General features: G+C 71.7%; 19 protein-coding genes. 9 read left to right on the forward strand and 10 right to left on the reverse strand.

What is annotated here, in order from left to right; all coding sequences use genetic code 11:
• Nucleotides 1–196: 196 nt before the first annotated feature.
• Genes HF999_RS19965 through HF999_RS19985 form a run of 5 tightly spaced genes read left to right on the forward strand, consistent with a single transcriptional unit; the run spans nt 197 to nt 8,118 of the window.
• Complete coding sequence (locus HF999_RS19965; RefSeq protein WP_168547564.1) at nt 197–1,066, forward strand: LysR family transcriptional regulator; 870 nt, start codon at nt 197–199, stop codon at nt 1,064–1,066.
• 9 nt (nt 1,067–1,075) lie between these two features.
• Nucleotides 1,076–3,118 (forward strand): ATP-dependent DNA helicase, encoded by a 2,043-nt coding sequence (locus HF999_RS19970; protein ID WP_168547565.1) that lies wholly within the window; start codon nt 1,076–1,078, stop codon nt 3,116–3,118.
• A gap of 40 nt (nt 3,119–3,158) precedes the next feature.
• Nucleotides 3,159–5,159, forward strand: a complete 2,001-nt coding sequence (locus HF999_RS19975) for an alpha-1,4-glucan--maltose-1-phosphate maltosyltransferase (protein ID WP_168547566.1) — start codon at nt 3,159–3,161, stop codon at nt 5,157–5,159.
• Nucleotides 5,159–7,378, forward strand: a complete 2,220-nt coding sequence (gene glgB, locus HF999_RS19980) for a 1,4-alpha-glucan branching protein GlgB (protein ID WP_210733998.1) — start codon at nt 5,159–5,161, stop codon at nt 7,376–7,378. Before HF999_RS19975 ends, glgB begins: the two co-directional genes overlap by 1 nt.
• Nucleotides 7,378–8,118, forward strand: coding sequence for an MBL fold metallo-hydrolase (locus tag HF999_RS19985; protein WP_168547567.1), 741 nt, complete (start codon nt 7,378–7,380; stop codon nt 8,116–8,118). Before glgB ends, HF999_RS19985 begins: the two co-directional genes overlap by 1 nt.
• Here HF999_RS19985 and HF999_RS19990 read toward each other — a convergent pair.
• On the reverse strand, nt 8,105–8,359 hold the full coding sequence (locus HF999_RS19990) for a lipoprotein LpqH (protein ID WP_168547583.1): 255 nt from the start codon (nt 8,357–8,359) through the stop codon (nt 8,105–8,107). The genes HF999_RS19985 and HF999_RS19990 overlap by 14 nt on opposite strands.
• Nucleotides 8,360–8,536: 177 nt before the next feature.
• Here HF999_RS19990 and HF999_RS19995 point away from each other — a divergent pair, with 177 nt between their 5' ends.
• Nucleotides 8,537–10,393, forward strand: a complete 1,857-nt coding sequence (locus tag HF999_RS19995; RefSeq protein WP_168547568.1) for an HNH endonuclease signature motif containing protein — start codon at nt 8,537–8,539, stop codon at nt 10,391–10,393.
• A gap of 30 nt (nt 10,394–10,423) precedes the next feature.
• On the opposite strand, the gene HF999_RS20000 is transcribed toward HF999_RS19995, so the two are convergent.
• Entirely contained in the window at nt 10,424–11,830 is a 1,407-nt protein-coding gene (locus tag HF999_RS20000) for an aminotransferase-like domain-containing protein (protein ID WP_168547569.1), read from the reverse strand.
• A gap of 78 nt (nt 11,831–11,908) precedes the next feature.
• Here HF999_RS20000 and HF999_RS20005 point away from each other — a divergent pair, with 78 nt between their 5' ends.
• Nucleotides 11,909–12,538, forward strand: a complete 630-nt coding sequence (locus HF999_RS20005) for a pyridoxamine 5'-phosphate oxidase family protein (protein ID WP_168547570.1) — start codon at nt 11,909–11,911, stop codon at nt 12,536–12,538.
• Here the strand turns inward: HF999_RS20005 and HF999_RS20010 are convergent.
• A complete protein-coding gene (locus tag HF999_RS20010) occupies nt 12,439–13,887 on the reverse strand; it encodes a malate:quinone oxidoreductase (protein WP_168547571.1) in 1,449 nt (482 codons plus the stop codon). The genes HF999_RS20005 and HF999_RS20010 overlap by 100 nt on opposite strands.
• Nucleotides 13,888–14,009: 122 nt before the next feature.
• On the opposite strand from HF999_RS20010, the gene HF999_RS20015 reads away from it, so the two are divergent.
• Together HF999_RS20015 and HF999_RS20020 are read left to right on the forward strand one after the other, a co-directional pair.
• A complete protein-coding gene (locus HF999_RS20015; RefSeq protein ID WP_168547572.1) occupies nt 14,010–14,885 on the forward strand; it encodes a LysR family transcriptional regulator in 876 nt (291 codons plus the stop codon).
• 256 nt (nt 14,886–15,141) lie between these two features.
• Nucleotides 15,142–16,128, forward strand: coding sequence for an Abi family protein (locus HF999_RS20020; protein WP_168547573.1), 987 nt, complete (start codon nt 15,142–15,144; stop codon nt 16,126–16,128).
• A gap of 62 nt (nt 16,129–16,190) precedes the next feature.
• On the opposite strand, the gene HF999_RS20025 is transcribed toward HF999_RS20020, so the two are convergent.
• The 7 genes from HF999_RS20025 to HF999_RS22705 all read right to left on the reverse strand — a co-directional run bounded on the left by HF999_RS20025 (nt 16,191) and on the right by HF999_RS22705 (nt 22,829).
• Nucleotides 16,191–17,624, reverse strand: coding sequence for an acyl-CoA synthetase (locus HF999_RS20025; RefSeq protein WP_168547574.1), 1,434 nt, complete (start codon nt 17,622–17,624; stop codon nt 16,191–16,193).
• Between the two features lie 47 nt (nt 17,625–17,671).
• Complete coding sequence (locus HF999_RS20030; RefSeq protein ID WP_168547575.1) at nt 17,672–18,628, reverse strand: alpha/beta hydrolase fold domain-containing protein; 957 nt, start codon at nt 18,626–18,628, stop codon at nt 17,672–17,674.
• A gap of 148 nt (nt 18,629–18,776) precedes the next feature.
• Nucleotides 18,777–19,601 (reverse strand): carbohydrate ABC transporter permease, encoded by an 825-nt coding sequence (locus tag HF999_RS20035; protein ID WP_168547576.1) that lies wholly within the window; start codon nt 19,599–19,601, stop codon nt 18,777–18,779.
• On the reverse strand, nt 19,598–20,530 hold the full coding sequence (locus tag HF999_RS20040) for a carbohydrate ABC transporter permease (RefSeq protein WP_168547577.1): 933 nt from the start codon (nt 20,528–20,530) through the stop codon (nt 19,598–19,600). The genes HF999_RS20035 and HF999_RS20040 overlap by 4 nt, the downstream gene beginning before the upstream one ends.
• On the reverse strand, nt 20,530–21,786 hold the full coding sequence (locus tag HF999_RS20045) for an ABC transporter substrate-binding protein (protein ID WP_312854217.1): 1,257 nt from the start codon (nt 21,784–21,786) through the stop codon (nt 20,530–20,532). Before HF999_RS20045 ends, HF999_RS20040 begins: the two co-directional genes overlap by 1 nt.
• 57 nt (nt 21,787–21,843) lie before the next feature.
• Nucleotides 21,844–22,602, reverse strand: coding sequence for a tetratricopeptide repeat protein (locus HF999_RS20050; protein WP_312854218.1), 759 nt, complete (start codon nt 22,600–22,602; stop codon nt 21,844–21,846).
• Entirely contained in the window at nt 22,599–22,829 is a 231-nt protein-coding gene (locus tag HF999_RS22705; protein ID WP_246208220.1) for a hypothetical protein, read from the reverse strand. Before HF999_RS22705 ends, HF999_RS20050 begins: the two co-directional genes overlap by 4 nt.
• Nucleotides 22,830–22,834 lie beyond the last annotated feature (5 nt).

Raw genomic sequence — 22,834 nt, forward strand, 5'->3', positions numbered from 1 at the left:
CTCGCCCGCGCCTGGACCCGAGTGATCTACCGCTGCTGGCAGACCCGCACGCCCTACGACCCCACCCTCCACGGAGCCGCCAGAATCATGCAATCCGCGGCCTGAGGTTGACTCAGGAAGTGTCATGACTCCACCCTGTAGACCCGAGATCAAGAAGTCCAACAGCTGAATCTGATCCGAACTATCATCATTGATGATGGAACTGCACCAGCTCCGCTACCTCGTCGCCGTCGCCGACCACGGCTCCTTCACCGCGGCCGCCGACGCGCTGCACGTCGCCCAGTCTGGAGTGTCCGCGCAGGTCGCCAAGCTCGAGCGCGAGCTCGGCCATCGCCTCCTCGACCGGGGCACGCGCACCGTCGGGCTGACGCCCGAGGGCACGGAGCTCCTCCCGTACGCCCGGGCCGCGCTCGCCGCGGTCGCAACGATCGGCACGGTCGCGGACGAACTCGCGGGCCTCGTCCGCGGTCACGTGCGCCTGGGCACCGTCATCGGCTGCACGATCCCCGGCTACCTCGCCGGCTTCGCCGCGTTCCGCGCAGAGCATCCGACGGTGACCGTCGAGGTCGCGGAGGGCAACTCGGACGAGCTCATCGCGGGCCTCGGCACGAACGCCCTCGACGTCGCCCTCGTCGCGCACGCCGGGCCGCTCCCGACCGAGATCACGGCGCACCGGCTGATCCGCGAGCCCCTGACGGCCGTCGTCCCCGACGACCACGAGTGGGCCGGCCGAGACCGGGTGACCTGCGCCGACCTCGCCACGCGCACCGTCCTGTGCCTGCCGCCCGGCACGGGCGTGCGCACCGCGCTCGACCTCACGTGCGCCGCCGAGCGCGCCCTTGTCGAGCCCGCCGTCCAGGCCCACTCCCCCGAGGCGCTCCTCGCGCTCGCCGAGCGCGGCGCCGGTGTCGCGGTGCTCACGGACTCGATGGCGGGCGGGCGCCCTGGCTTGTCGACGGTGCCGATCGCCCGGTCCGCCCGGACCAACCTGTCCCTCGCGACGCGGGCGGCACCGTCGGCGGCGGCGGACGCGATGACCCGCACCCTCCTGGAGCACCTCGCGTAGGCTCTTCGGGTGACCGAACCGCCGATCGTGCCCAAACTGCTGGACATCGCGGTCACCGCACTCGGCGGCAGCAAGCGCGACGGGCAGGTGCGGATGGCCGCCGCCGTGGCCCACTCCCTCGACACCGGCGAGCACCTCGCGGTGCAGGCCGGGACCGGCACCGGCAAGTCGCTGGCCTATCTCGTGCCCTCGATCCGGCACGCGGTCACCTCCGGCAAGACGGTCGTGGTGAGCACCGCGACCATCGCGCTGCAGCAGCAGCTGGTCGATCGCGACCTGCCCCGCCTGGCCAAGGCGTTGAAGAAGGACCTCGGCCGCGAGCCCGAGTTCGCGATCCTCAAGGGACGCGGGAACTACCTGTGCCTCAACAAGTTGCACAGCTCGGTGGCCTCCGAGCCGGACAGCGAGGAACTGTTCGATCCGTTCGCCGCCTCGCGCCTGGGGCGCGAGATGAAGCGCCTGCGCGAGTGGAGCAGCGACACCGAGACCGGCGATCGCGACGAGCTGACCCCCGCCGTCGGCGACCAGTCCTGGCGCCTGGTCAGCGTCGGCGCGCGCGAATGCCTGGGCGCCACCAACTGCAGCTACGGCCAGGACTGCTTCGCCGAAGCAGCGCGCAAGCGGACGGGCCAGGTCGACGTGGTGGTCACCAACCACGCCCTGCTCGCGATCGACGCGATGACCGAGGTCAAGGTCCTGCCGGACCACGACGCCGTCATCGTCGACGAGGCGCACGAGCTGGTGGACCGGGTCACCTCCGTCGCCACCGCGGAGCTCACGGGAAGCGTGGTCGCGGCCGCCGCACGTCGCGCGGGCAAGCTCGTCGAGGAGGAGATCGCCGACGCACTCGTCGCCGCGTCCGAGGGGCTCACCCAGCTGTTGGACGCGTCCGGCACGCGCCGCTGGCTCGGCCTGCCCGACGGTGCCGGTCCCGCTCTGGCCGCGGTCCGCGACGCCGCGTGGGCCGTCCGCACCGCCGTCGGCCCCGCGCGCGGGGCCAACCTCGACTCGGACGCCGCGGCCGCGCGCAGCGCCGCGCTCACGGCCCTCGACGACGTGCACGACACCGCGGTCCGCGTGCTCACCGCGTTCGACGAGCCCGACGAGGCGAAGCGCCGCGACGTGGTCTGGACCTCCGACGTCCCGATCCGCGGCGGCGGCTTCCGGCGGACGCTGTACGTGGCGCCGCTGTCGGTCGGCGGGCTGTTGCGCACCCGCCTGTTCGGCGAATCGACGGTGGTGCTGACCTCCGCGACCCTCGCCGTCGGCGGCGCCTTCGACACGGTCGCCGGGTCGTGGGGCCTGCCCCGCGCGGGCGGCGGTGACGCCCCGGAACCGGACCGCGACCCCGCGCTGGCCACGGGGCGCAAGCCCGACGCGAGCCTCGAGTGGAGCCACCTCGACGTGGGCTCGCCCTTCGACTACCCGCGGTCGGGCATCCTCTACGTGGCCACGAAGCTGCCGCCGCCGGGCCGCGACGGCACCAACCCCGCCGTCCTCGACGAGATCGAGACGCTGATCACGGCCGCCGGCGGCCGCACGCTCGGGCTGTTCAGCTCCACCCGCGCCGCGAAGGCCGCCGCCGAGGCGCTGCGCGAGCGGATCGACACGCCGATCCTGTGCCAGGGCGAGGGCAACACCGGCCAGCTGGTGCGCGACTTCGCCGCCGACCCCGCGACCTCGCTGTTCGGCACTCTGAGCCTGTGGCAGGGCGTCGACGTGCCGGGGCCGTCGCTGTCGCTCGTGCTCATCGACCGGATCCCCTTCCCCCGCCCGGACGATCCCCTGCTGACGGCCCGGCAGCGCGCCGTCGAGTCGCGCGGCGGCAACGGCTTCATGGCCGTCGCGGCCACCCACGCCGCGCTGCTGCTGGCGCAGGGCGTGGGCCGACTGCTGCGCTCGACCGACGACAAGGGCGTCGTCGCCGTGCTGGACTCCCGGCTCGCGACGGCGCGCTACGGCGGCTTCCTCCGCGCCTCCCTGCCGCCCTTCTGGGAGACCGCGGACCGCGAGGTCGCGGTGGCAGCGCTGCAGCGCCTCGCGGACAGCTGATCCCCCGCGCTCGGGCCGCGGGTCGACTACCGTTGACCCAGTGACAGGGCGCATCGGCATCGACGACATCGAACCCGTGGTGTCGGGCGGGCAATATCCCAGCAAGGCGGTCGTCGGCGAGGTCGTGCCGGTGTCCGCCACCGTGTGGCGCGAGGGTCACGACGCCGTGGCGGCGTCCGTCGTCGTGACGGGTCCCGACGGCTCGTCCACCTACATCCGCATGTCGCCGGCCGCCGAGCCCGACGTGTTCCACGCGCTGTTCCGGCCGGACCTCACGGGCTACTGGTCGCTCCGTATCGAGGGGTGGTCGGACCCGGCCACCACCTGGCGCAGCGCGGTGCAGAAGAAACTCGCCGCGGGCCAGGGCCCGGAGGAACTCGCGAACGACCTCGAGCTCGGCGCCCGCCTCCTCGAGCGCGCCGCGGGCGGCGTGCCCGACGGTGACCGGGCCGCCGTCCGCGCCGCCGCCGCGGCCCTGCGCGACGGCGACCGCAGCCTGGTCGAACGGACCGGCGCCGCACTGCATCCCGATATCACGCGGCTCCTGCAGCAGTACCCGGTGCGTGACCTCATCACGAAGTCGCGGACCTACCGAGTGTGGGTGGATCGCGCGCGCGCACTGTTCGGCTCCTGGTACGAGCTGTTCCCGCGGTCCACGGGCGGCTGGGACCACGAGGGCAAGCCGGTGCACGGCACCTTCCACACCGCCGCCGAGGACCTGCCGCGGGTGGCCGAGATGGGATTCGACATCGTCTACCTCCCGCCGATCCATCCGATCGGCGAGGTGAACCGCAAGGGGCGCAACAACACCCTCACGCCGGACGAGCACGACGTCGGCGTGCCGTGGGCCATCGGCTCGGCCGCGGGCGGACACGACGCGGTGCACCCCGCGCTGGGCACGCTCGAGGACTTCGACTACTTCGCCCAGCGCACCCGCGACCTCGGCATGGAGGTGGCGCTCGATCTGGCCTTCCAGGCGGCACCGGATCACCCGTGGGCGCGGGAGCACCCGGAGTGGTTCACGGTCCTGCCCGACGGCACGATCGCCTACGCCGAGAACCCGCCGAAGAAGTACCAGGACATCTATCCGATCAACTTCGACGAGGATCGCACCGGCATCTACCGGGAGCTGTTGCGCGTCACCCTGTTCTGGGTGCAGCGCGGCATCGAGATCTTCCGGGTGGACAACCCGCACACGAAGCCGCCGGACTTCTGGCACTGGCTCATCGCCGAGGTGAAGAAGGTCAACCCGAACGTGCTGTTCCTGGCCGAGGCCTTCACCCGGCCGGCCCGGATGTACGGCCTCGCCAAGCTGGGCTACACCCAGAGCTACACCTACTTCACCTGGCGCACGGCGAAGTGGGAGATCGAGGAGTTCGCGAAGGAGCACGCGAGGATGTCCGACGTGTGCCGCCCCAACTACTGGGTGAACACCCCGGACATCCTGCCCGAGCACCTGCAGCACGGTGGCCCGGGCATGTTCGCGATCCGCGCTGCGCTGGCCTCCACGCTCTCGCCCAGTTGGGGCGTGTACTCGGGGTACGAGCTCTACGAGCACAGGGCGCTGCGGGAGGGCGGCGAGGAGTACCTCGACTCGGAGAAGTACGAGTTGCGCCCGCGCGACTTCAAGGCGGCGCAGAGTCGCGGGGAGTCGTTGGAGCCGTGGATCACCCGGCTCAACGACGTCCGGCGTCGACATCCCGCGCTGCAGCAACTGCGGAACCTGCACTTCCACGCGGTCGACAACGACGCGCTGATCGCCTACAGCAAGCACGACGCCACCACCGGCGACCTGGTCCTGATGGTGGTGAACCTCAACCCCTTCGGCGCCGAGGCCGGCAACGTGTGGCTGGACCTACCGGCGCTGGGCCTGGACTGGCACGAGCGGTTCCCCGTGCGCGACGAGGTGTCCGGCGAGGTCTACCACTGGGGCCAGGCCAATTACGTGCGGCTGGAGCCCTGGCGCAATGTGGCGCACATCCTGGTACTGCCCCAGCTGAGCCCGCAGCACCGTCGCGACCTGTCCTACCGGGAGGCATGATGACCGAGAACCCCGTCGGCCCGAGCTCGTCGGCCGCGGCCGTCGACCCCGATACCGCCGGACGCCTGCTGTCCGGTGCCTATCACGATCCCCACGCGATCCTGGGCGCGCATCCGACGCCGCGCGGCACGGTGCTGCGTGCGCTCAAACCCGGCGCCACCGCGGTGGCCGCGGTGATCGGCGGCGAGCACTTCCCGATGGCCCGGATCCAGGGCGCGTTGTGGGGCACCGAGGTCCCGATCTCCGACCTCGCCGACTACCGGTACGAGGTGCTCTACCCCACGGGCAGCACGATCGTGGCGGACGGCTATCGCTTCCTGCCGACCATCGGCGAGCTGGATCAACACCTGATCTCCGAGGGCCGGCACGAGCGGCTGTGGGACGTGCTCGGGGCCCACGTGCGCAGCTACACCACGCCCGACGGCGAGGTCAGCGGCACCTCCTTCGCCGTATGGGCTCCGAATGCGCGCGGTGTCACCGTGATCGGCGACTTCGAGTACTGGTCCGGGGAGTCCTTCCCGATGCGCACGCTCGGCTCGTCGGGCGTCTGGGAGGTCTTCGTCCCCGGCGTCGGCGACGGCGCCGCGTACAAGTTCCGGATCTTCACCGACGGCGGCCCCGTCGAGAAGGCCGACCCGATGGCCCGGCGCACCGAGGTGCCCCCGGCCACCGCATCGATCGTCACGGAGAGCCGGCACACCTGGCGCGACGGCGCGTGGATCGCCGAGCGGGCCAAGCAGATCCCCACCGACCGGCCGATGAGCACCTACGAGGTGCACCTCGGTTCGTGGCGGCAGGGCCTGAGCTACCTCGACCTGGCGCACGAGCTGGCCGACTACGTGACCGAGACCGGGTTCACGCACATCGAGCTGCTGCCGGTGGCCGAGCACCCGTTCGGCGGGTCCTGGGGGTACCAGGTCACCTCGTACTTCGCGCCGACCTCGCGGTTCGGCACGCCCGACGAGTTCCGCGAGTTCGTGGACACGATGCACTCCCGGGGCATCGGCGTGATCATGGACTGGGTGCCCGCCCACTTCCCCAAGGACGCCTGGGCGCTCGCCCGGTTCGACGGCAGGCCGCTGTACGAACACGGCGATCCGCAGCGCGGCGAACAGTTGGACTGGGGCACCTATGTCTTCGACTTCGGTCGCCGCGAGGTGCGGAACTTCCTGGTGGCCAACGCCCTCTACTGGTTCGACGAGTTCCACGTCGACGGTCTGCGCGTCGATGCCGTGGCGTCGATGCTGTACCTCGACTACTCCCGGCCCGAGGGCGGCTGGACGCCGAACGTGTACGGCGGCCGCGAGAACCTGGAGGCGGTGGAGTTCCTGCAGGGGATGAACGCCACGGTCCACAAGCTGTTCCCGGGCGTGGTCACGGTGGCCGAGGAATCCACCAGCTGGCCCGGCGTCACCCGACCGACGAACCTCGGCGGCCTCGGCTTCACCATGAAGTGGAACATGGGCTGGATGCACGACACCCTGGGCTATCTGGGGCGCGATCAGGTGCACCGCAGCTTCCACCACCATGAGGTCACCTTCTCCCTGATGTACGCGTGGAGCGAGAACTTCGTGCTCCCCATCAGTCATGACGAGGTGGTGCACGGCAAGGGCACACTGTGGACGCGGATGCCGGGCGACGCCCACACCAAGGCATCCGGCGTCCGCGCCCTGCTGGCGTACATGTGGGGCCACCCGGGCAAGCAGCTGCTGTTCATGGGCCAGGAGTTCGGGCAGGTCCGGGAATGGTCCGAGGAGCGCTCGCTGGACTGGGAGAACCTCGACGGCTGGGAGGGCGAGCTGCACGCCGGGATCCAGTCGCTCACCCGGGATCTCAACGCGGCCTACCGTTCCCACCCCGCGCTGTGGAGCCAGGACACCACCCCGTCCGGCTACGAGTGGGTGGACGCGAACGACTCGCAGAACAACGTCCTGAGCTTCCTGCGCTGGGGCAGTGACGGTTCCGTGGTGCTGTGCCTCTACAACTTCTCCGGGCAGACGCACGAGAGCTACCGCGTGGGCGTCCCCTTCGCCGGCGCGTGGCGCGAGATCCTCAACACCGACTCCGCCGCGTACGAGGGCACCGGCGCGGGAAACATGGGCGGCGTGACCGCTCAGGCGCGGTCCTGGCACGGGCGGGAGGCCTCCGTCGAGGTCGTACTGGGCCCGAACTCGGCGGTGTGGCTCACCTTCGACGGGCAGGCGGCAGCCGAGCAGTGATGCGCGAGCTCGCGAAGGGCGTGTGGTTCGGGTCCGGGACGCACGTCAACTTCCTCGCTCTGGTCGACGGTGCCGAGGTCACGCTGATCGATGCGGGGTGGGCGGGCGACGTGGACCGCGTGGAGGCCGAGCTGGCGACGATCGGCCGGCGCCCCGAGGAGATCCGCGCGATCCTCGTGACGCACGCCCACATCGACCACGTGGGTGGCGTCGCGAAGCTGCACGAGCGCTACGGGACACCGGTTCTCGCGCACCCGGACGAGATCGCGCACGCCCGCGGCGAGACGCACGAACAGGCGGCGCCCCTCGACCTGTTGCCCATCGCCTGGCGACCGCGCACGCTGCGATGGATGGCCGATGTGGTGCGGGTCGGCGTGCTCGGCCACGTCGACATGCCGTACGCGCAACCGTTCCCGGTGCCCGCGGCGGGCGCGCCACTGGACCTGCCCGGCGCACCGGTGCCGGTCCTCTGCGCCGGCCACACCTCCGGGCACACCGCGTTCCTCCTCCCCGGCGGCGTCGTCGCGACGGGTGACGCCCTGGTGACCGGCCATCCGCTGTCGGGTTCGACGGGGCCGCAGCTCCTGCCCGGGTTCTTCAGCCACGACCTCCCGCGCACTGCCCGGACGCTCGACGCCATCGCCGCGCTCGACGCCGGCGTGCTGGCCCCCGGCCACGGCGAGCCGTGGCACGGGAGCCCCGCCGAGGCAGTGGCGCAGGCGCGTGTCAGCTACAGGTGACTGCGATCTCGAAGGGCTTCTTGACGACCCCCGCCATCGGGTTGCTCATGCTGCCGCCCTGCGCCGTACCGGTGATCGTGTAGCGCTTACCGTCGACCTTGACGGTCGCCTCGCCGATGCCCGGGCCGACCGCGAGGGCGTTGCCGTCGACCGTCAGTCCCACCGCCTCGACGGTGGGCGGGTTGCCGTCCTTGAGGGTGGCGCCGACGCCGCCGGAGCTGCCACCGGCGCCGATGGCGATCCGGTCGCCCTGCTAGCGGGTCTCCTTAGGCACGGAACCGAATTCGGGCAGAACGCCCATCTGGAGGAAAGCACACGCGATGATTCTCCGGTCTCGATCCGCCGAGGATTTGCAGCGGCAATCCCCCGGTCCCGGAACACCATTGCGGCACGATTCGAACACGTGTATCATTGAGACATGGATCACTCGACCGCGCTGACGAACCTCCCGGAGGCTCTCCTGCCTCCGCGGTTGGTCGGCGCCGTGGTCCCCTCGGCAGAGCTCGGAAAGGTCCTCGATGAGCAGCGGAAGGTCGAGAACCGCGCCTTCTGCCGAACGATGACGGCGACGTACGCCCTGTTCCGCGACCGGTACGGCGAGCGCGAGTCGGCGTTCCTGTCCTCGGACATCGAGTCGGGGGGTGGGTACTTCGCACAGCGACAAGAACTCTCGCTGGCGTACTCGGCGCTGAAGGCGGAGGTGATGATCGCCCTGCGACTCGGCCCCACCGCGGCCGAGACCGCCATCGACCAGGCGATCGGCTTCGTCGAACGGCTGCCGCGGCTCTTCGCATTGATCGAGGCGAACGTGATCTCGGCCCGGGGCGGGCAGGAGGCACTGAACCGGTGCCGGGCGCTGTCGGCTGCGCAGGCGCTCGAGTTCGACGAACGCCTCGCCGCGGTGCTCACGGCCGATGCGGATCGGCTGACCGCGATACCCGCCTTGCGCGAGGCGGCGGACCGGATCGTGCACGACATCGACCCCGCGGCCGCGGAGCGGCGCCGTCGCCAGGCGGAGGAGGATCGCACGTTCACCGTGCGGCCCGCGGACGACGGCATGGCCGTGGCGTACGCGCTCCTGACCGCGCACGAGATCCGGGAGCTCGAGTCCCGGGTCGACGAGGTCGCCGCGACGGTGTGCGACTGCGATCCGCGATCGGCCTCGCAGCGGCGCGCCGACGCCTTCGTCATGCTGATCCGCGGCTTCGTGACGCTGGGTTGCCGGTGCGCCCTCCCCGTGTGCCGGTACGCCCCGATCCACCATGCGGGTGAGGGCCAGGAGGATTCCGACGGTGCGCGCGTCGTCGTCCGGTACCGCACCCTCGTCCACGTGGTGGTCAACGAGAAGACCCTCGCCGATCCGGCCGATACCGCCGCCGGGTACCTCATCGGCCACGGCCCGATCACGGCGGAGCACGCACGCGAGATCAGCCGGCGGGACGATGCCGTGGTCCGCCCCTTCGGCCGAGAGCTCGACGACGAGCAGTCTCCCACCGAGCCCTCGCGGGAGCGGGCCACCGGCTCGCCGTACCGGTGGTCCGGCATCGATCTCGTGCGCCGTCGCCCGGTGGGGATCATGCTCGCGTCACGCTGCCGCCGCGCCGCCGTACCGACCGGCCCGACTCCGACTCGCTCCCCGCGGGCTCTCAGCCCGCGAGCTCTCAACCCGCGGGCTCTCAACCCGCGGGCGCTCGTGATCGCGCAGGGCAGCGCGGGGTACCGGTTCTCGGCGGATCTGATGAGGTACTTCCACATCCTGTTCCCCCGCTGCGTGTTCCCGATGTGCACGCGGCCGGCATCGCGCTGCCAGATCGATCACCGGCGCGAGTACGACCACGCCGACCCCGAGCGCGGCGGAGCCAGCACCGCCGACAACGGCCAGCCCCTGTGTCTGCCGCACCACCAATTGAAGACGGCGGGGATCTGGGTCGACGCGCACCTCGCCGACGGTCGCATCCTGTGGACGGGGCCGAACGGCAGGCGGGCCGTCGTCGACCCGTCGGGCACGCTCCTCGGCCTGTTCCCCGACCTGACCCGCATCACCTGGACGAATCCACCGGCGGCACCGTCGAAACCGCGCGGGCCCGGCGGCCCCACCCGACTGCAACGCGAACACGATCGGCGTGAGCGGCTCCGTGACCGGAACCTCGAGGAACTCGAACGCCGCGCACATCCCGAGGCGGTCAGCACCGTCGAACGACGCCTCGATGCGGCCCTCGCCGGCGCAACACCCGCGTCGCTCCCGCCGCCCGACGATGAACCGCCGCCCTTCTGACCGTGCCGCCGCTCGATCCTCGTCGCCTGCCTACCGCGGGGCGAGGAGCCGCACGACGGTGTCCGCCCGCGTCTCGGGGATCACGGCGTAGGACAGCAGCAGCCCGGCGTGCTCGCGGGGGCCCGGATCAGGAGATTCGCGGCCCTGCAGGGCGTGCGCAGCGACGGTGCCGGCCCGGTAGCCGTGATCGGCGAGGTTGCCCAGCACCGTGGCGAGCATCGCGGGCGATCCGAGGTCGACGGTGAGGTGCAGCCCCGCCTCGACGCCGATCACTCGCGCGTCCGGAACGTGCACCGCGAGCGCGCGCCGCACCGCGGCCCGGCGGGCGCCGTAGGTCCGGCTGGCCCGCGCGATGTGGTTGTCCCACGCGCCGGAGGAGATGAAATGCGCGAGCATCGTCGCCGCGGTGCCGTCCACGCCCGCACCGGATCCGTTCCCGGTATGAGGGAGGTCGCGGCAGCGCTCGGGGACGACGGCCCACGCGATCCGCAGCAGCGGGCTCAGCGCCTTCGACGCGGTGCCGATGTAGACCACCGACTCCGGGGCGAGGCGGTGCAGCGCCGGCAGCGGGGCCACGTCGTAGGAGAACTCGCCGTCGTAGTCGTCCTCCAGCACGAGGCCGCCCGTCGCGCGGGCCCACCGCAGCAGAGCGAGCCTGCGCGACATCGACATCCGCACGCCCGTCGGGTACTGGTGCGCCGGCGTGACGTACACCAGGCACCGGCGATCGGGGAGCCGGTCGACGACGAGCCCCTCGTCGTCGACGGGGACGGACACGACCGGTCTGCCGGTGGCGCGGAAGGCGTCGAACGCCCGCCGGTACCCGGGGTCCTCCATCGCGATCGGCGCATCGAACCAGTCGGCGATCGTGCGGAGCGCCGGGTTCACCCCGGGGAACAGGCGGATGTCCGACGGTGCGCACACCACGGCCCGGCTCCGGCGCAGCTGCGCCGCGAGCACCGTGCGGAGCTCGGCGATCCGCGCGTCGAGGTCGGCGGGGGCGATCAGGCGGGTCGCGTGCCGCCACGAGCGGCGCCACCGCCGCTCGTCGATGAGCGCGACATCCGGCAGGCCCGGCTCGAGGCTGATGACCGGCCGCGCCGGCGGCGGGGTCGGGCGCACCGTCGGCCCCGGAGACAGCAGGGCGTGCGCGAGGCCGTCCGACCCGTCCGCGATCGTCGTGCCGCTCCCCGGCACCGTGCGGGCCACACCCATCGCCGCGAGGGTGTCGTAGGCGACGGTGACCACGCCCCGCGGGACGCTCAGGTGTGCGGCCAGTGCGCGGGACGAGGGAAGACTGTCGCCCGGATGCAGCGTCGCGCGGTCGAGGGCGTCGAGTATCAGGTCGACGATCGCCTGGGGAGCGCCCCGGCCGTCGTCGCGCGGCGGCAGCGGCGACGGCCAGAGGTCCGGGATCCGAGCGGGCGGCCGGGGCATCGCCCCAGAATACTGGTAATCGGTTTCGACGGAAACCGGCAGCGACAGGACACCGGTATCGATGTCAGGATCAGTGCCATGGACACACTCACCCGCTACCCGGACCGCAGCGGCGACCGCGCCCTCCTCGATGAGGTACTCGACGACGGGCTGGTCGCGGTCCTGTCGACGGTGGTCGACGGACTGCCCTGGTCGGTCCCCCTCGCGTATGTCCGCGTGGACGACCGCATCGTCCTGCACGGCTCGACGGGCGCGGGCGCGCTGCGCCTGGTCGCGGCGGGCGCCCCGGCCACGCTGACCGTGACGCACCTCGACGGGCTCGTCGTGGCCGACACCGCCTTCGATCACTCGATGAACTACCGGTCCGCGGTGGTCCGCGGGAATCTCACGACCGAATCCGTCGACGCCACAGAGCTTCTGAACCGGTTCGTCGACGGGCTGCTCCCCGGACGGAGCGCGGAGCTGCGGGCCAACACTCGCAAGGAACTCGCCGCGACGCTGGTCCTGACCCTGCCGATCACGGCGGACAACTGGATCGTCAAACGCCGGACCGGCGGTGCGTCCGCGAGCGGGGGCGGCTGGTCGGGCGTGCTGCCGGTCCGCACCGGCTACACCGCGATCGAGCCCTCGCCGGGAGCCGACGGGGAGGTCCCGGCGTCGGTGCGGGCGGCGTTCGCGGCCAGTCCGCTCGCGGCCGCGACCTCCTGAACCTCGTCGAATCCCCAGTGCGCGAGCAGGTCCTGCATGATCGGGACCGCGGTACTCGCGCCCGGCGACGCGCCGAGGAGGCCGGCGATGGTCCCGTCGGCGGCGGTCACCAGCTCGGTTCCCTGCTGGAGTACGCCGACGCGCCGGCGGTCCGGGGTGACGAGCTGAGCGCGCTGTCCAGCGGCGATGAGCTCCCACTGCGCCGGGTCGGCGTCCGGATAGTAGCGCTGGAGCTGGGCGAACTTCTTCCGCTTCCCGGCGGCCAGCTCGGCGACCAGGTACCGCACCAGCGAGAGGTTCTGGGCCATCGCCGCGGCGATCACGTGCAGGTTGCCGGGCCGCAGCGTGGTGAAGAAATCGACGAGGCTCCCCCGCTTGAGCAGCTTCGTGCTGAAGGTGGCGTACGGGCCGAACATGAGGTGGTCGGCACCGTCGACGTACCGGCGGTCCAGGTGCGGGACGGACATGGGCGGCGCACCGATCGCGGCCTGCCCGTACACCTTGCCGTCGAGGCGGCGGGCGACATCGGGATCCGAGCAGCGCAGGAACGCCGCCCCGACCGGAAGCACGGCGTAGCCGCGCACCTCCGGGATCCGCGCGCTCTGCAGGAGCCGCAGCGCCTTGCCGCCGGCGCCCACGAAGACGCGGCGGGTACGGATCTCGAAGCGGCCGCCGGGGCCGCGGCCGCGGACCGTCCAGCCCGCGAGGGTGCGGCGCAGCCGCGTCACCTCGTGCCCGAACCGGACCTCGCCGCCCGCATCGGTGATGATCGTGGTGAGCCCGCGGGTCAGGGCGCCGAAGTCGACGTCGGTGCCGCCGGGGTGCCGGGTGGCGGCGATGCGTCCCCACATCGAGTCGGAGCCGCGGCCCTCCATCACCTGGGGCGCCCACTGCCGGATCGTCTCCGGGTTCTCCGTGTACTCCATCGCGGCGAACGCCGGGTGGGTGCGCAGGGTCTCGTACCGTTGCCGCAGGTAGGACATGTCGCGCTCGCCGAACACGAGGTCGAGGTGCGGCGTCGGGTGCAGGAACTCGCCGTCGAGTCGGCCGCTCGCGACGAGCCCGTCCCACCAGGCACGGGTCCGGCCGAACTGCTCGGCCATGGCGATCGGCTTCGCGCCGTCCGTGGGATCGGGCATGTAGTTGAGCTCGCAGAAGCCGGTGTGCCCGGTGCCCGCGTTGTTCCACGGGCCGCTGCTCTCCGTGGCGAGAGCGTCGGCGCGCTCGAGCACCACGATCCGCAGGTCGGGCCTGCGCTCGATGAGCATCGCGCCGAGCGTGGCGGACATGATGCCGCCGCCGATCAGCACGACATCGGCGTCGAATCCCCGGGTGGAGTGGGTGGCCATCGGATCCTCCTGAAGACGGTGGGCGGTACCGCGGTGATCGGGTCGGTGATCGGGTACCGCTCCAGCATCGATCCGGCGCCATCAATCCGTCCAATGAAGTATCGCGGCGATATGATCCGAATATGGAACGTTGGCTGAGCCTGTTCGCCCCGCAACTGCAGGCGCTCGCCGAGCTCGCGGCGCACGACGGGCACATGACCCGCGCCGCGGCCGCGCTCGGGATTCCGCAGTCCTCGATGAGCCGGCGGATCCACGCCCTGGAGAACGACCTGAAGCTGCCGCTGCTGATCCACGCCGGGCGCACGGTACGACTGACCACGGCCGGGGAGGAGCTCGCGCGACGGGTCCGGGATCCACTGCGCGAATTGGAGATCGCGATCGACGCGGCGGTCGGCGCGACCGACGGCGAGCACGGCACCGTCCGATTCGGGTTCCCCCTGACCATGGGCACCGGGCTCCTCCCCGATCTGCTGGCCGCGTTCCGACGGGCGCATCCGGGGATCACCGTCACGCTCAAGCAGGCCCACGGCTCCGAGCTCGTGCGCGATCTCGAGACGGGGTCGCTCGATCTGGCCGTGACGATCCCTCCCCCGGACCGGCTGCCGCGCACGATCATCGGATCGCAGGAGATCCTGGTGGCGCTACCGCGCGACCACCGCCTGGCGCACGCGCAACGGATCCCCCTCGCGCGGCTGCACGCCGAGACCTTCATCGCCAACCCCGCGAGCTACCACCTGCGGTCCGCCACCGAGCAGTGGTGCGCCGCGGCCGGTTTCACACCCGACATCGCGGTCGAGGTCACCGAGTTCGCGACGATCCGCGAGCTCGTGGCGCGCGGCCTGGGCGTGGCTCTGCTCCCGCACGACGACCGCGCACCGTCGGACGTGGTGGAGGTGCCGCTGGCGGGCGAGCACCGCCGCGCGATCGCCCTGGCTCGTGGCACCGCGACGGTGGCACCGGCAGTCCGGCGCCTGAACGACTTCATCCTCGACACGTGAGTCCCAGCGTCCTACACCCGGGATTCCAGTCCCACCGCGAACCAGAAGCCACAGCAGTCTCGGCAATCAAAACGGCTCGCACCTCCAGATCGTCGCGACTGATCCCGTGTAAAGGCGCATGCTCGCCTCGGCGGTGGGCCCATGTGCCGTACCGATTGCCGAACCGATCCCGAACGCGCTAAAGTAGAGACAATAGTTCGGCCCGCACCAGGATTCCTGGGAGCGGGCCGGATCTCTTTCGGTAAGGTCCGGTGCCATGACCCGCCCTCTTAAGCCGTGGCTGTCACTCGAAGCACAGATCGCGTTGCTCCGCAGCCGCGGTATGGAGGTCGCCAACCGTCGTACGGCGGAGCACCAGCTCGCGGCGGTCGGCTACTACCGGCTCAGCGGATATTGGTACCCGTACCGTCGACCCGACCCGAGTGGTGAGACTCGTCGACTGAGCGAGTTCACCACCGGCACAAGCTTCACCGAGATCACAGACCTGTACACCTTCGACCGCCACCTCAAATCGCACGTTCTCAGCGGTATCGAGCAAATCGAGGTCGCCGCCCGCAGCCGTATCGGCTACCTGCTCGGCGAGATCAGCCCCATGGCACACACGGACGCCGACAAATTCCGGCCGACGTTCGACCACGCCGCCTGGTGGAAAACCGTCACGAGCCGAATCGGGCGGGCACGTGGCCGCGACGAGTTCGTCGATCACCACTACGGCACCTACGGCGGGCAGATCCCGATCTGGGTGCTCACCGACCTCCTCGACTTCTCCGACCTGTCCAAGCTGTACGCCGGAATGCGTGCCGCAGACCAGAAGACCATCGCCGACTGGTTCCGGGTCACAGTCGATCCGGATTCTTCGAAGGCCGCGCGGCAGAAGTGGGCCAAGCATCCCCCACTGGCCAACTGGCTCGAACACCTCACAGTCGTGCGGAACATCTGCGCTCACCACGGGCGGCTGTGGAACCGTCAGCTGCCACCAATCGGTGCGTCACAACGAATTCGACACCTCGCGGTCTTCGACGGACTGCCCGAGGACCAGACTCAGGTCGAGCGCATCCACGGCACCATCTGCATCATCGCGTACCTACTGGACTCCGTCGCTCCCGGCAACCCCTGGCGCGACGAGATTGACAGCCTTGTCAGCTCCTCGTTCGCGAAGATCACGCACCGTCACCCGTCCGAAATGGGCGTCCCGAACTCACCTTCGGGAGGACTGCAGGACGGCACGGGCGCGCCCGGCTGATGGATCCTTTCGAGGTGTCCTCAACGACCTGTCAGGAACCCGAGAACCGTGACACCCCGCGGCTACTCGGGCGGGTCGGCGAGCAGGAGCTTCTTCTGCACCTTACCCATCGGGTTACGCGGGAGGTCGTCGATGAAGCGGATCTCGCGGGGCCGCTTGTGCTTGCTGAGCGTCTCGCCCACGAACGCGACGAGCGCGGCGGCGGCCGCGTCGTCGCGCGCACCGTCGGTCACCACGAAGGCGACGAGGCGCTGCCCCAGGTCCTCGTCCGGAAGACCGACGACCGCCGCCTCCCGGACATCGGCGTGCCCCAGGAGCGCCGCCTCGATCTCGCCCGCACCGACCCGGAAGCCGCCGGTCTTGATGAGGTCCGTGGACGCGCGGCCCACGATGCGGTGGAAGCCGCCCGCGTCGATGACCGCGACATCGCCTGTGTCGAACCAGCCGTCGCCGACCCAGGATTCGGCCGTGGCCTCGGGACGGCCGAGGTACTGGGTGCCGACCATCGGGCCGCGGATCTGCAGCGCGCCGATGGACTCGCCGTCGTGCGGCGCCTCGTCGCCCGCCTCCGTCAGCAGCCGCGACTGCACGCCCGCGATCGGCAGGCCCACCCAGCCCGGGCGACGCTCACCGTCGGCCCGCGCGCTCACGGTGATGAGCGTCTCCGTCATCCCGTACCGCTCGACGATCTCGTGGCCCGTGAGCTCGCGGATCCGCTCGAACACCGGAGCCGGCAGGGGTGCGCTTCCGGAGATCAGCAGGCGCGCATCGCTCAGCGCCGCAGCGGATTCCGGATCGCGGGCGATCCGCGACCACACGGTGGGCACGCCGAAGTACATCGTGCCGCCCGCCGCGGCGTAGGCCTCCGGCGTGGGCCTGCCCGTGTGCACGAGCGGGCTGCCCACGCGCAGCGGCCCCAGCACGCCCAGAATGAGCCCGTGCACGTGGAACAGCGGAAGGCCGTGCACGAGAGTGTCGTTCGCCGTCCAGTTCCAGGCATCGACGAGACCGTCGATGCACGCGGCGATCGCCTCGCGGCGGATCGGGACGCCCTTCGGGGCGCCGGTGGTACCCGAGGTGTACATGATCAGCGCGGTGCTGCGGGCCGGCGGCTCCGGCAGCGCGTGCCAGCCGCGGGCGTGCTCGCGGACCGGGACCGCGGGTAGTCCGTGCGGATCCTCCGGGGTGGCACCCAGCCAGGCCTGGGCGGCGGAATCGGTGAGGACGTGCGCGATCTCGGCACTGCCCGAGTCCGGGGGAACGGGGACCACGGGGACGCCGGCACGCAGGCCGCCCACGATGGCGATGACGGTGGCGAGCGTCGGCTCGGCCCACACCGCGACGGGGCCGCGCACACCGAGCCCGCCCAGCCGCTCGGCGACGGCGGTCGTGGCGCCGATCAGCTCGGTCCGCGTCAGCGTCCGGCCCCCGACGGTGACGGCCGGCTCACCGTCGGAGCCGGGCGGGACGGGGGTCACGGTGTACGGCAGCAACATGCCCCCACCCTATGCCGCGAGGCCGCAGGCACCGGCGGAGGAGACGGTTACGCCGCGCGGTGCTGCAGGCGCGCGTCGAACGCGGCCTCGAGGAACAGCGCCGTGATCTGCACGGCCTGCTCGCTCTCCGGCGTCGCGCCGGCGAGCACGGGGAAGGCGTGCACGCCGCCCTCGTACAGGTGCAGGTCACAGAGCTTGCCGGCACCGTCGAGGCGGGCGTGCAGGCGCTCGGCGTCGACGCGGAGCATCTCGTCCGTGCAGGCGATCACCAGCGCCGGCGGGAACGCGGCGGGGCTGATCTCCGTGGCATCGTCGTGCCCGCGCGGCTCGACGGGGCCGCGGTCGAAGAACTCCCGCAGGCCGCGCAGCTTGTCGGCCGTGAGGTAGGCATCGTCGATGTCGTAGCGCGGGTCGCCGTCCTCGACGGTGGGCGTGAGCAGCGGGGAGAAGCCGAAATAGGCCGCCGGAGCCGGCGCGGCGTCCAGGTGCGCCAGCTCGAGGACCTTCGCGGCGATGTAGCCGCCCGCGGAATCGCCGCCGACCGCCACCTGGCGGTACCGGCCCGAATCGACGACGGCTCGGTATACCCGGTAGCCGTCGTCGACGGACGTGCCGATGCCGACCTCGGGCAGTTGCCGGTAGTCGACGTTGAAGACGGTGACACCCAGGGACCGGGCCAGCGCGGCCGCGATCCGGCGGTGCGTGGCCGGGCCGCCCGTGAGGAAGGCGCCGCCGTGGTAGTAGCAGATCGCGACGTCGGTGCGCAGGTCACCCGCGGTGGGCACGAGGCGCTCGACCTGCACGCCGGCCAGCTCCATGCGATCGACCTCGACATCGTCGGGCATCCAGCCGATCAGGGCGGCCAGCCCCTCGCCGAGCGCCAGGGGCCCGAAGCTCCAGGACCGCACGGGGTACAGGGCGATCAGCGGTCGCAGCAGCAGCTTGGCTCCCGCGATGGCGAGCGCCGACTGGGCGCTCACGCCGCGATGCGCGGTCACAGACATCGTCGTCTCCTCTCGCCCGACCGCGGGGGCCGGACAGAACCGGTTCAGACTATGCGCATCAGCCATCCCGATCCAGCACATCTGCTGGTTTTCCGCACTCACGTGTCCCGCTCGACCGCCCCGGCGCGCGGTGACGGCCGTCACCCCGTCAGCCGGAGATGCCGCTGCGCTCCACGCCCGCCGCTATCCAACGCTGCGCTACCAGGAAGAACGCCAGGAGCGGGGCGATCGATACCAGCGCCGCCGCGAACATCGCGGGCACGTTCACGGACTGCGCGGTGATATAGCTGGAGAGGACCAGCTGCACGGTCCAGGACTGCGGATCCTGGCCGATCACCAACGGCCACAGGAACGCGTTCCAGCTGCCGACGAAGGTGATCGTGGCGACCGCGGCCGTCACCGCGCCCGCGCCCGGCAGGGCGACGCGCAGGAGGATCCGGGCGGGGCCGGCACCGTCGAGCACGGCGGCCTCCTCCAGCTCCCGCGGGAACCCCAGGAAGTGCTGCCGGAACAGGAACACCGCGGTGGCCTGGAACAGGCCCGGCACCACGAGCCCCTGCAGCGACGACACCCAGCCGAGCGAGGAGACCATGACGAAGGTCGGCACGAAGGTGACCGCGGCGGGGACCAGCAGCGTCGCCAGCACCACCCCGAACACCACCCCCGCGTACGGGACCCGGATCCGCGCGAAGGCGTACCCCGCGGGCAGCGCCAGCGCGAGCGTCCCGAGCGTCTGGAGCAGCGCGACGGCCGTCGAGTTGAACAGCGCCCGGCCGAGCGGCCGGGCATCGTCGGAGAAGACCTCCCGCAGATTGCTCCAGACCGGCGCCCGGAGCCCCCACGACCCCGTCGCGACGTCCATCGACGTGCCCAGCGCGCCGCGGACCAGCAGGTACAGGGGCACCAGGAAGAGCACCGCGAGACCGGTCAGGACCAGGTAGCGGGCCACGCGCGCCGCGATCCCGCCGCTCATCGCCCACCCCTCCGGAGCATTCCCGTGAGCCGGCCCTGGAGCAGGGCGAACAGGGCGATCAGCACCGTCAGGATCACCCCGCCCGCACCGCCGCTGCCGAAGTCCTGACCGTTGCCGACGGCCACGTAGTACAGGTAGACCAGCGGCGGCCGCGCGTACGGCGGATACCCCTGCGCGGTGGCCATGACGCCGTAGAACTCGTCGAAGGCCGAGAACGCGTTCACCGTCGCCAGCAGCAGCACGGCGACGGACACCGGACGCAGCTGCGGGAAAGTGATCCGGGTGAAGGTGGTCCACGCGGATGCGCCGTCGAGTGCGGCGGCCTCGTACAGGTGCCGCGGCACGCGCTGCAGCGCCGCGAGGAACAGGATCATGTAGAAGCCCAGCTGCAGCCACAGGCGCACCGTGACCAGCACCAACCAGTACCAGGGCGGGTCCACCACCGACAACCACGCGACCGGCTCGAGCCCCACCGCGCGCAGCGCCGTGTTCGCCACGCCCGTGGGCACGCCGGGAAAGATCGACCCGCGCCAGATCAGCGACGCCGCGACATAGCTGCAGGCCATCGGCAGGAAGAACACCGACCGGAAGAAGCGCTGGAACAGTCGCACCCCGTTCACCAGAACCGCCAGCGCGAGCGAGCCGGCGAAGGTCAGCGGGACCACGATCACGGCGAACACCACGAACGTGACCAGGCTAGAGCGGAAGGCCGGGTCCCCCAGCATGGCGCGGTAGTTGTCGAGCCCGACGAAATGCGTCGGGGTCACCGTGTTCCGGGCCTCGAACAGGCTCAGCCACACGCTCCACCCGATCGGGACGACGACGAACATCGCCAGTCCCGCGAGGAAGGGCCCCGTCAGCACCCAGAACCACAGGTGCGGCGAGGCGCGCCACCCGCCCCTCTCGGGCCGTGCCGAGCGCGCCGACATCAGCTCGGGAACCGCTCGAGTTCCTTCTCGACCACGCCTCCGACGCCCCGGAGCTCGGTCATGGGATCGGCGCCGCCCCGGATAATCCGGTCGAGCGCGTCCCGATACGCGGTGGCGCAGCGCGCCGTCCACAGCAGCGGCGTCTGGGGATGCCCCACGGTGTTCACGAGATCCGCGGCCTCGCTGTACATCCCGGTCGTGAGTTTGGTGGCGCGCGGGAGCAACGAGCGCCGTGCCGGCACGTGCAGTCCGTAGCTCTGCGCCCAGTCCAGCTGCAGGTCCGTGCGCTCGACCCACAACCACTGCACGAACTTCTTCGCGCGCGCGACATCGCCCTTCGCGTTCACCGCCGCCCCGTACGCGCCGAAGGGCACGCTGGTGCCGCCGTTCGCGCCGATCGCGGGGAAGGCCCGGACGCCGACATCGTCGCCCAGCGCCGCCGTGATCGCGGGCAACGCCCACAGGCCCGTCCACTGCATCGCGGTCTGGCCCGCGATGAACGCCCCGGGATCGGACCAGTCCTGCGGCGCGCCCAGCAGCAGGTCGCCGGAGGTGAACAGCGCGCGCATGGTCCGCAGGCCCGCGGCCACCTCCTCGTCGACGAAGCCCGGCTTGCGCTCGGGCGTGAGGTAGTCGTGGCCCGACGACCACAGCAGCACGCCGCCGAGCACGTCCGCGCCGCCGTTGTTCCCCAGGAACAGTCCCTTGGTGGTGCCCTTGTTGAGCGCCCGCGCCGCGGACACCAGCTCGTCGAGCGTCCGGGGCGGCACGACGCCGGCCTGCTCGAGCATCGACCGCCGATACACCAGCAGCTGCATGTCCGTGACCTGCGGGATCCCGTACACGCGGCCCCCGTGCGTCATCCGGTCCAGCAGCGCCGGAGTGAAGTCCGAGCGCGCATCGCCCAGCACGTCGGTCAGGTCCGCGACCTGGCCCGCCGTGATCATGTCGATCGTGGGACCGTTGGCGAACTCGAAGACATCGGGGCCGTCGCCGGCCACCAGCGCCGAGGAGATCTTCTGGTCGTAGTCACCGGGGAACGAGCTGACCCGGACCCCGCCGCCGGGGTACTCCGAGGCGTATCGGGCGAGCGCCTCCGGCGCGCCCTTCTCGCCGTACTGGTGGAACCAGCTCCGCAGATCTCCCGCGCCGCCGCCGCGCCCCGTGTCGCCGCCGCACGCCGCCAGGGCGCCCGCGAGCGCGGCACCGCCGATCCCTGCCAGAACCGCGCGACGAGACACGCCATAGTCAGCCACGCGGGTAAGTATCGCAAACCCAGGCGTACCTGCGCCCCCGACCTCGCCGAAAGCCACTCAGAACAAGGCGGCGGCCAGGCCTCGTCGAGCCTCCAGCACTGCGGGATCCGCCGGGTCGAACAGGTCGAAGAGCTCGATCAGGCGGGTGCGCAGCGCGGTGCGGTCGTCACCGAAGGTGGTTCGGATCGCGGTGATCAGGCGCTCGAAGGCCCGCGCCGGGGTGCCCCCCAGCAGCTCCTCGTCGGCCGCGGCGAGCGCGAGCTCCACCGCCTCCGGCCCGGTCGCGCCCGCCGCGGCGTCCGCCCGCTCGATCGCCCCCGGCTCGGCGCGGGTGGCCCGCGCGAAGAAGGCCATCTGCTTCGCCGCGGCCGCCGCATCCGCATCGCCCGGATCCGCGTGCAGGATCGCCTCGTAGGCGGCGCGGGCGCCGTCGTAGTCGCCGTCGGCCGCGAGCTGCTCCGCCGCCTCGCGCCGCGGGTCCGACGGTGCCTCCCCCGCGCCGGTGCCGCCGCCGAACTCCGGCGGGAGCTGGGCCAGGACATCGTCGAGCCACTGCCGCGCCGCCGCCTCCGGTTGCGCGCCGGCGAACGCGGTCACCGCGCGGCCCCCGGCCACCGCGATCACCATCGGCACCGATTGCGCGCCGAAGGCCTGCGCGACCCCGGGCGCACCGTCGACATCAACCCGGGCGAGCGTCCACCGACCGCCGTCCGCCGCGACGAGCTTCTCCAGCACCGCACCCATCGCCTGCGACTGCTCGCTGTACGACGCCGAGAGCAGCACCACGACCAGCGAGTCAGCGGATCGGTCGATCACCTCCGCGGGAAACTCTGGTCCGTCACGTCGACGATGCCGGGCCCGGGGGCACCGTCGGACTGCGGTCCCGAGCCCTGCGCCGCCGAACCGGCCTGCTGCGCGGCGCGCGTCTCGGCCCGGGCCTTGAGGCCCGAGAGGTCGACCGCCCCCGCCATCGCAGCGGCGGTGCGCAACGCTCGCTCCTGATCCTGCTTGGAAGCGCCGCGGGGGGCGCGCGGTGTAGTCACCACTC

Source organism: Tsukamurella spumae (assembly GCF_012396015.1).
In the GTDB taxonomy this organism is placed as follows: Bacteria; Actinomycetota; Actinomycetes; order Mycobacteriales; family Mycobacteriaceae; genus Tsukamurella; species Tsukamurella spumae.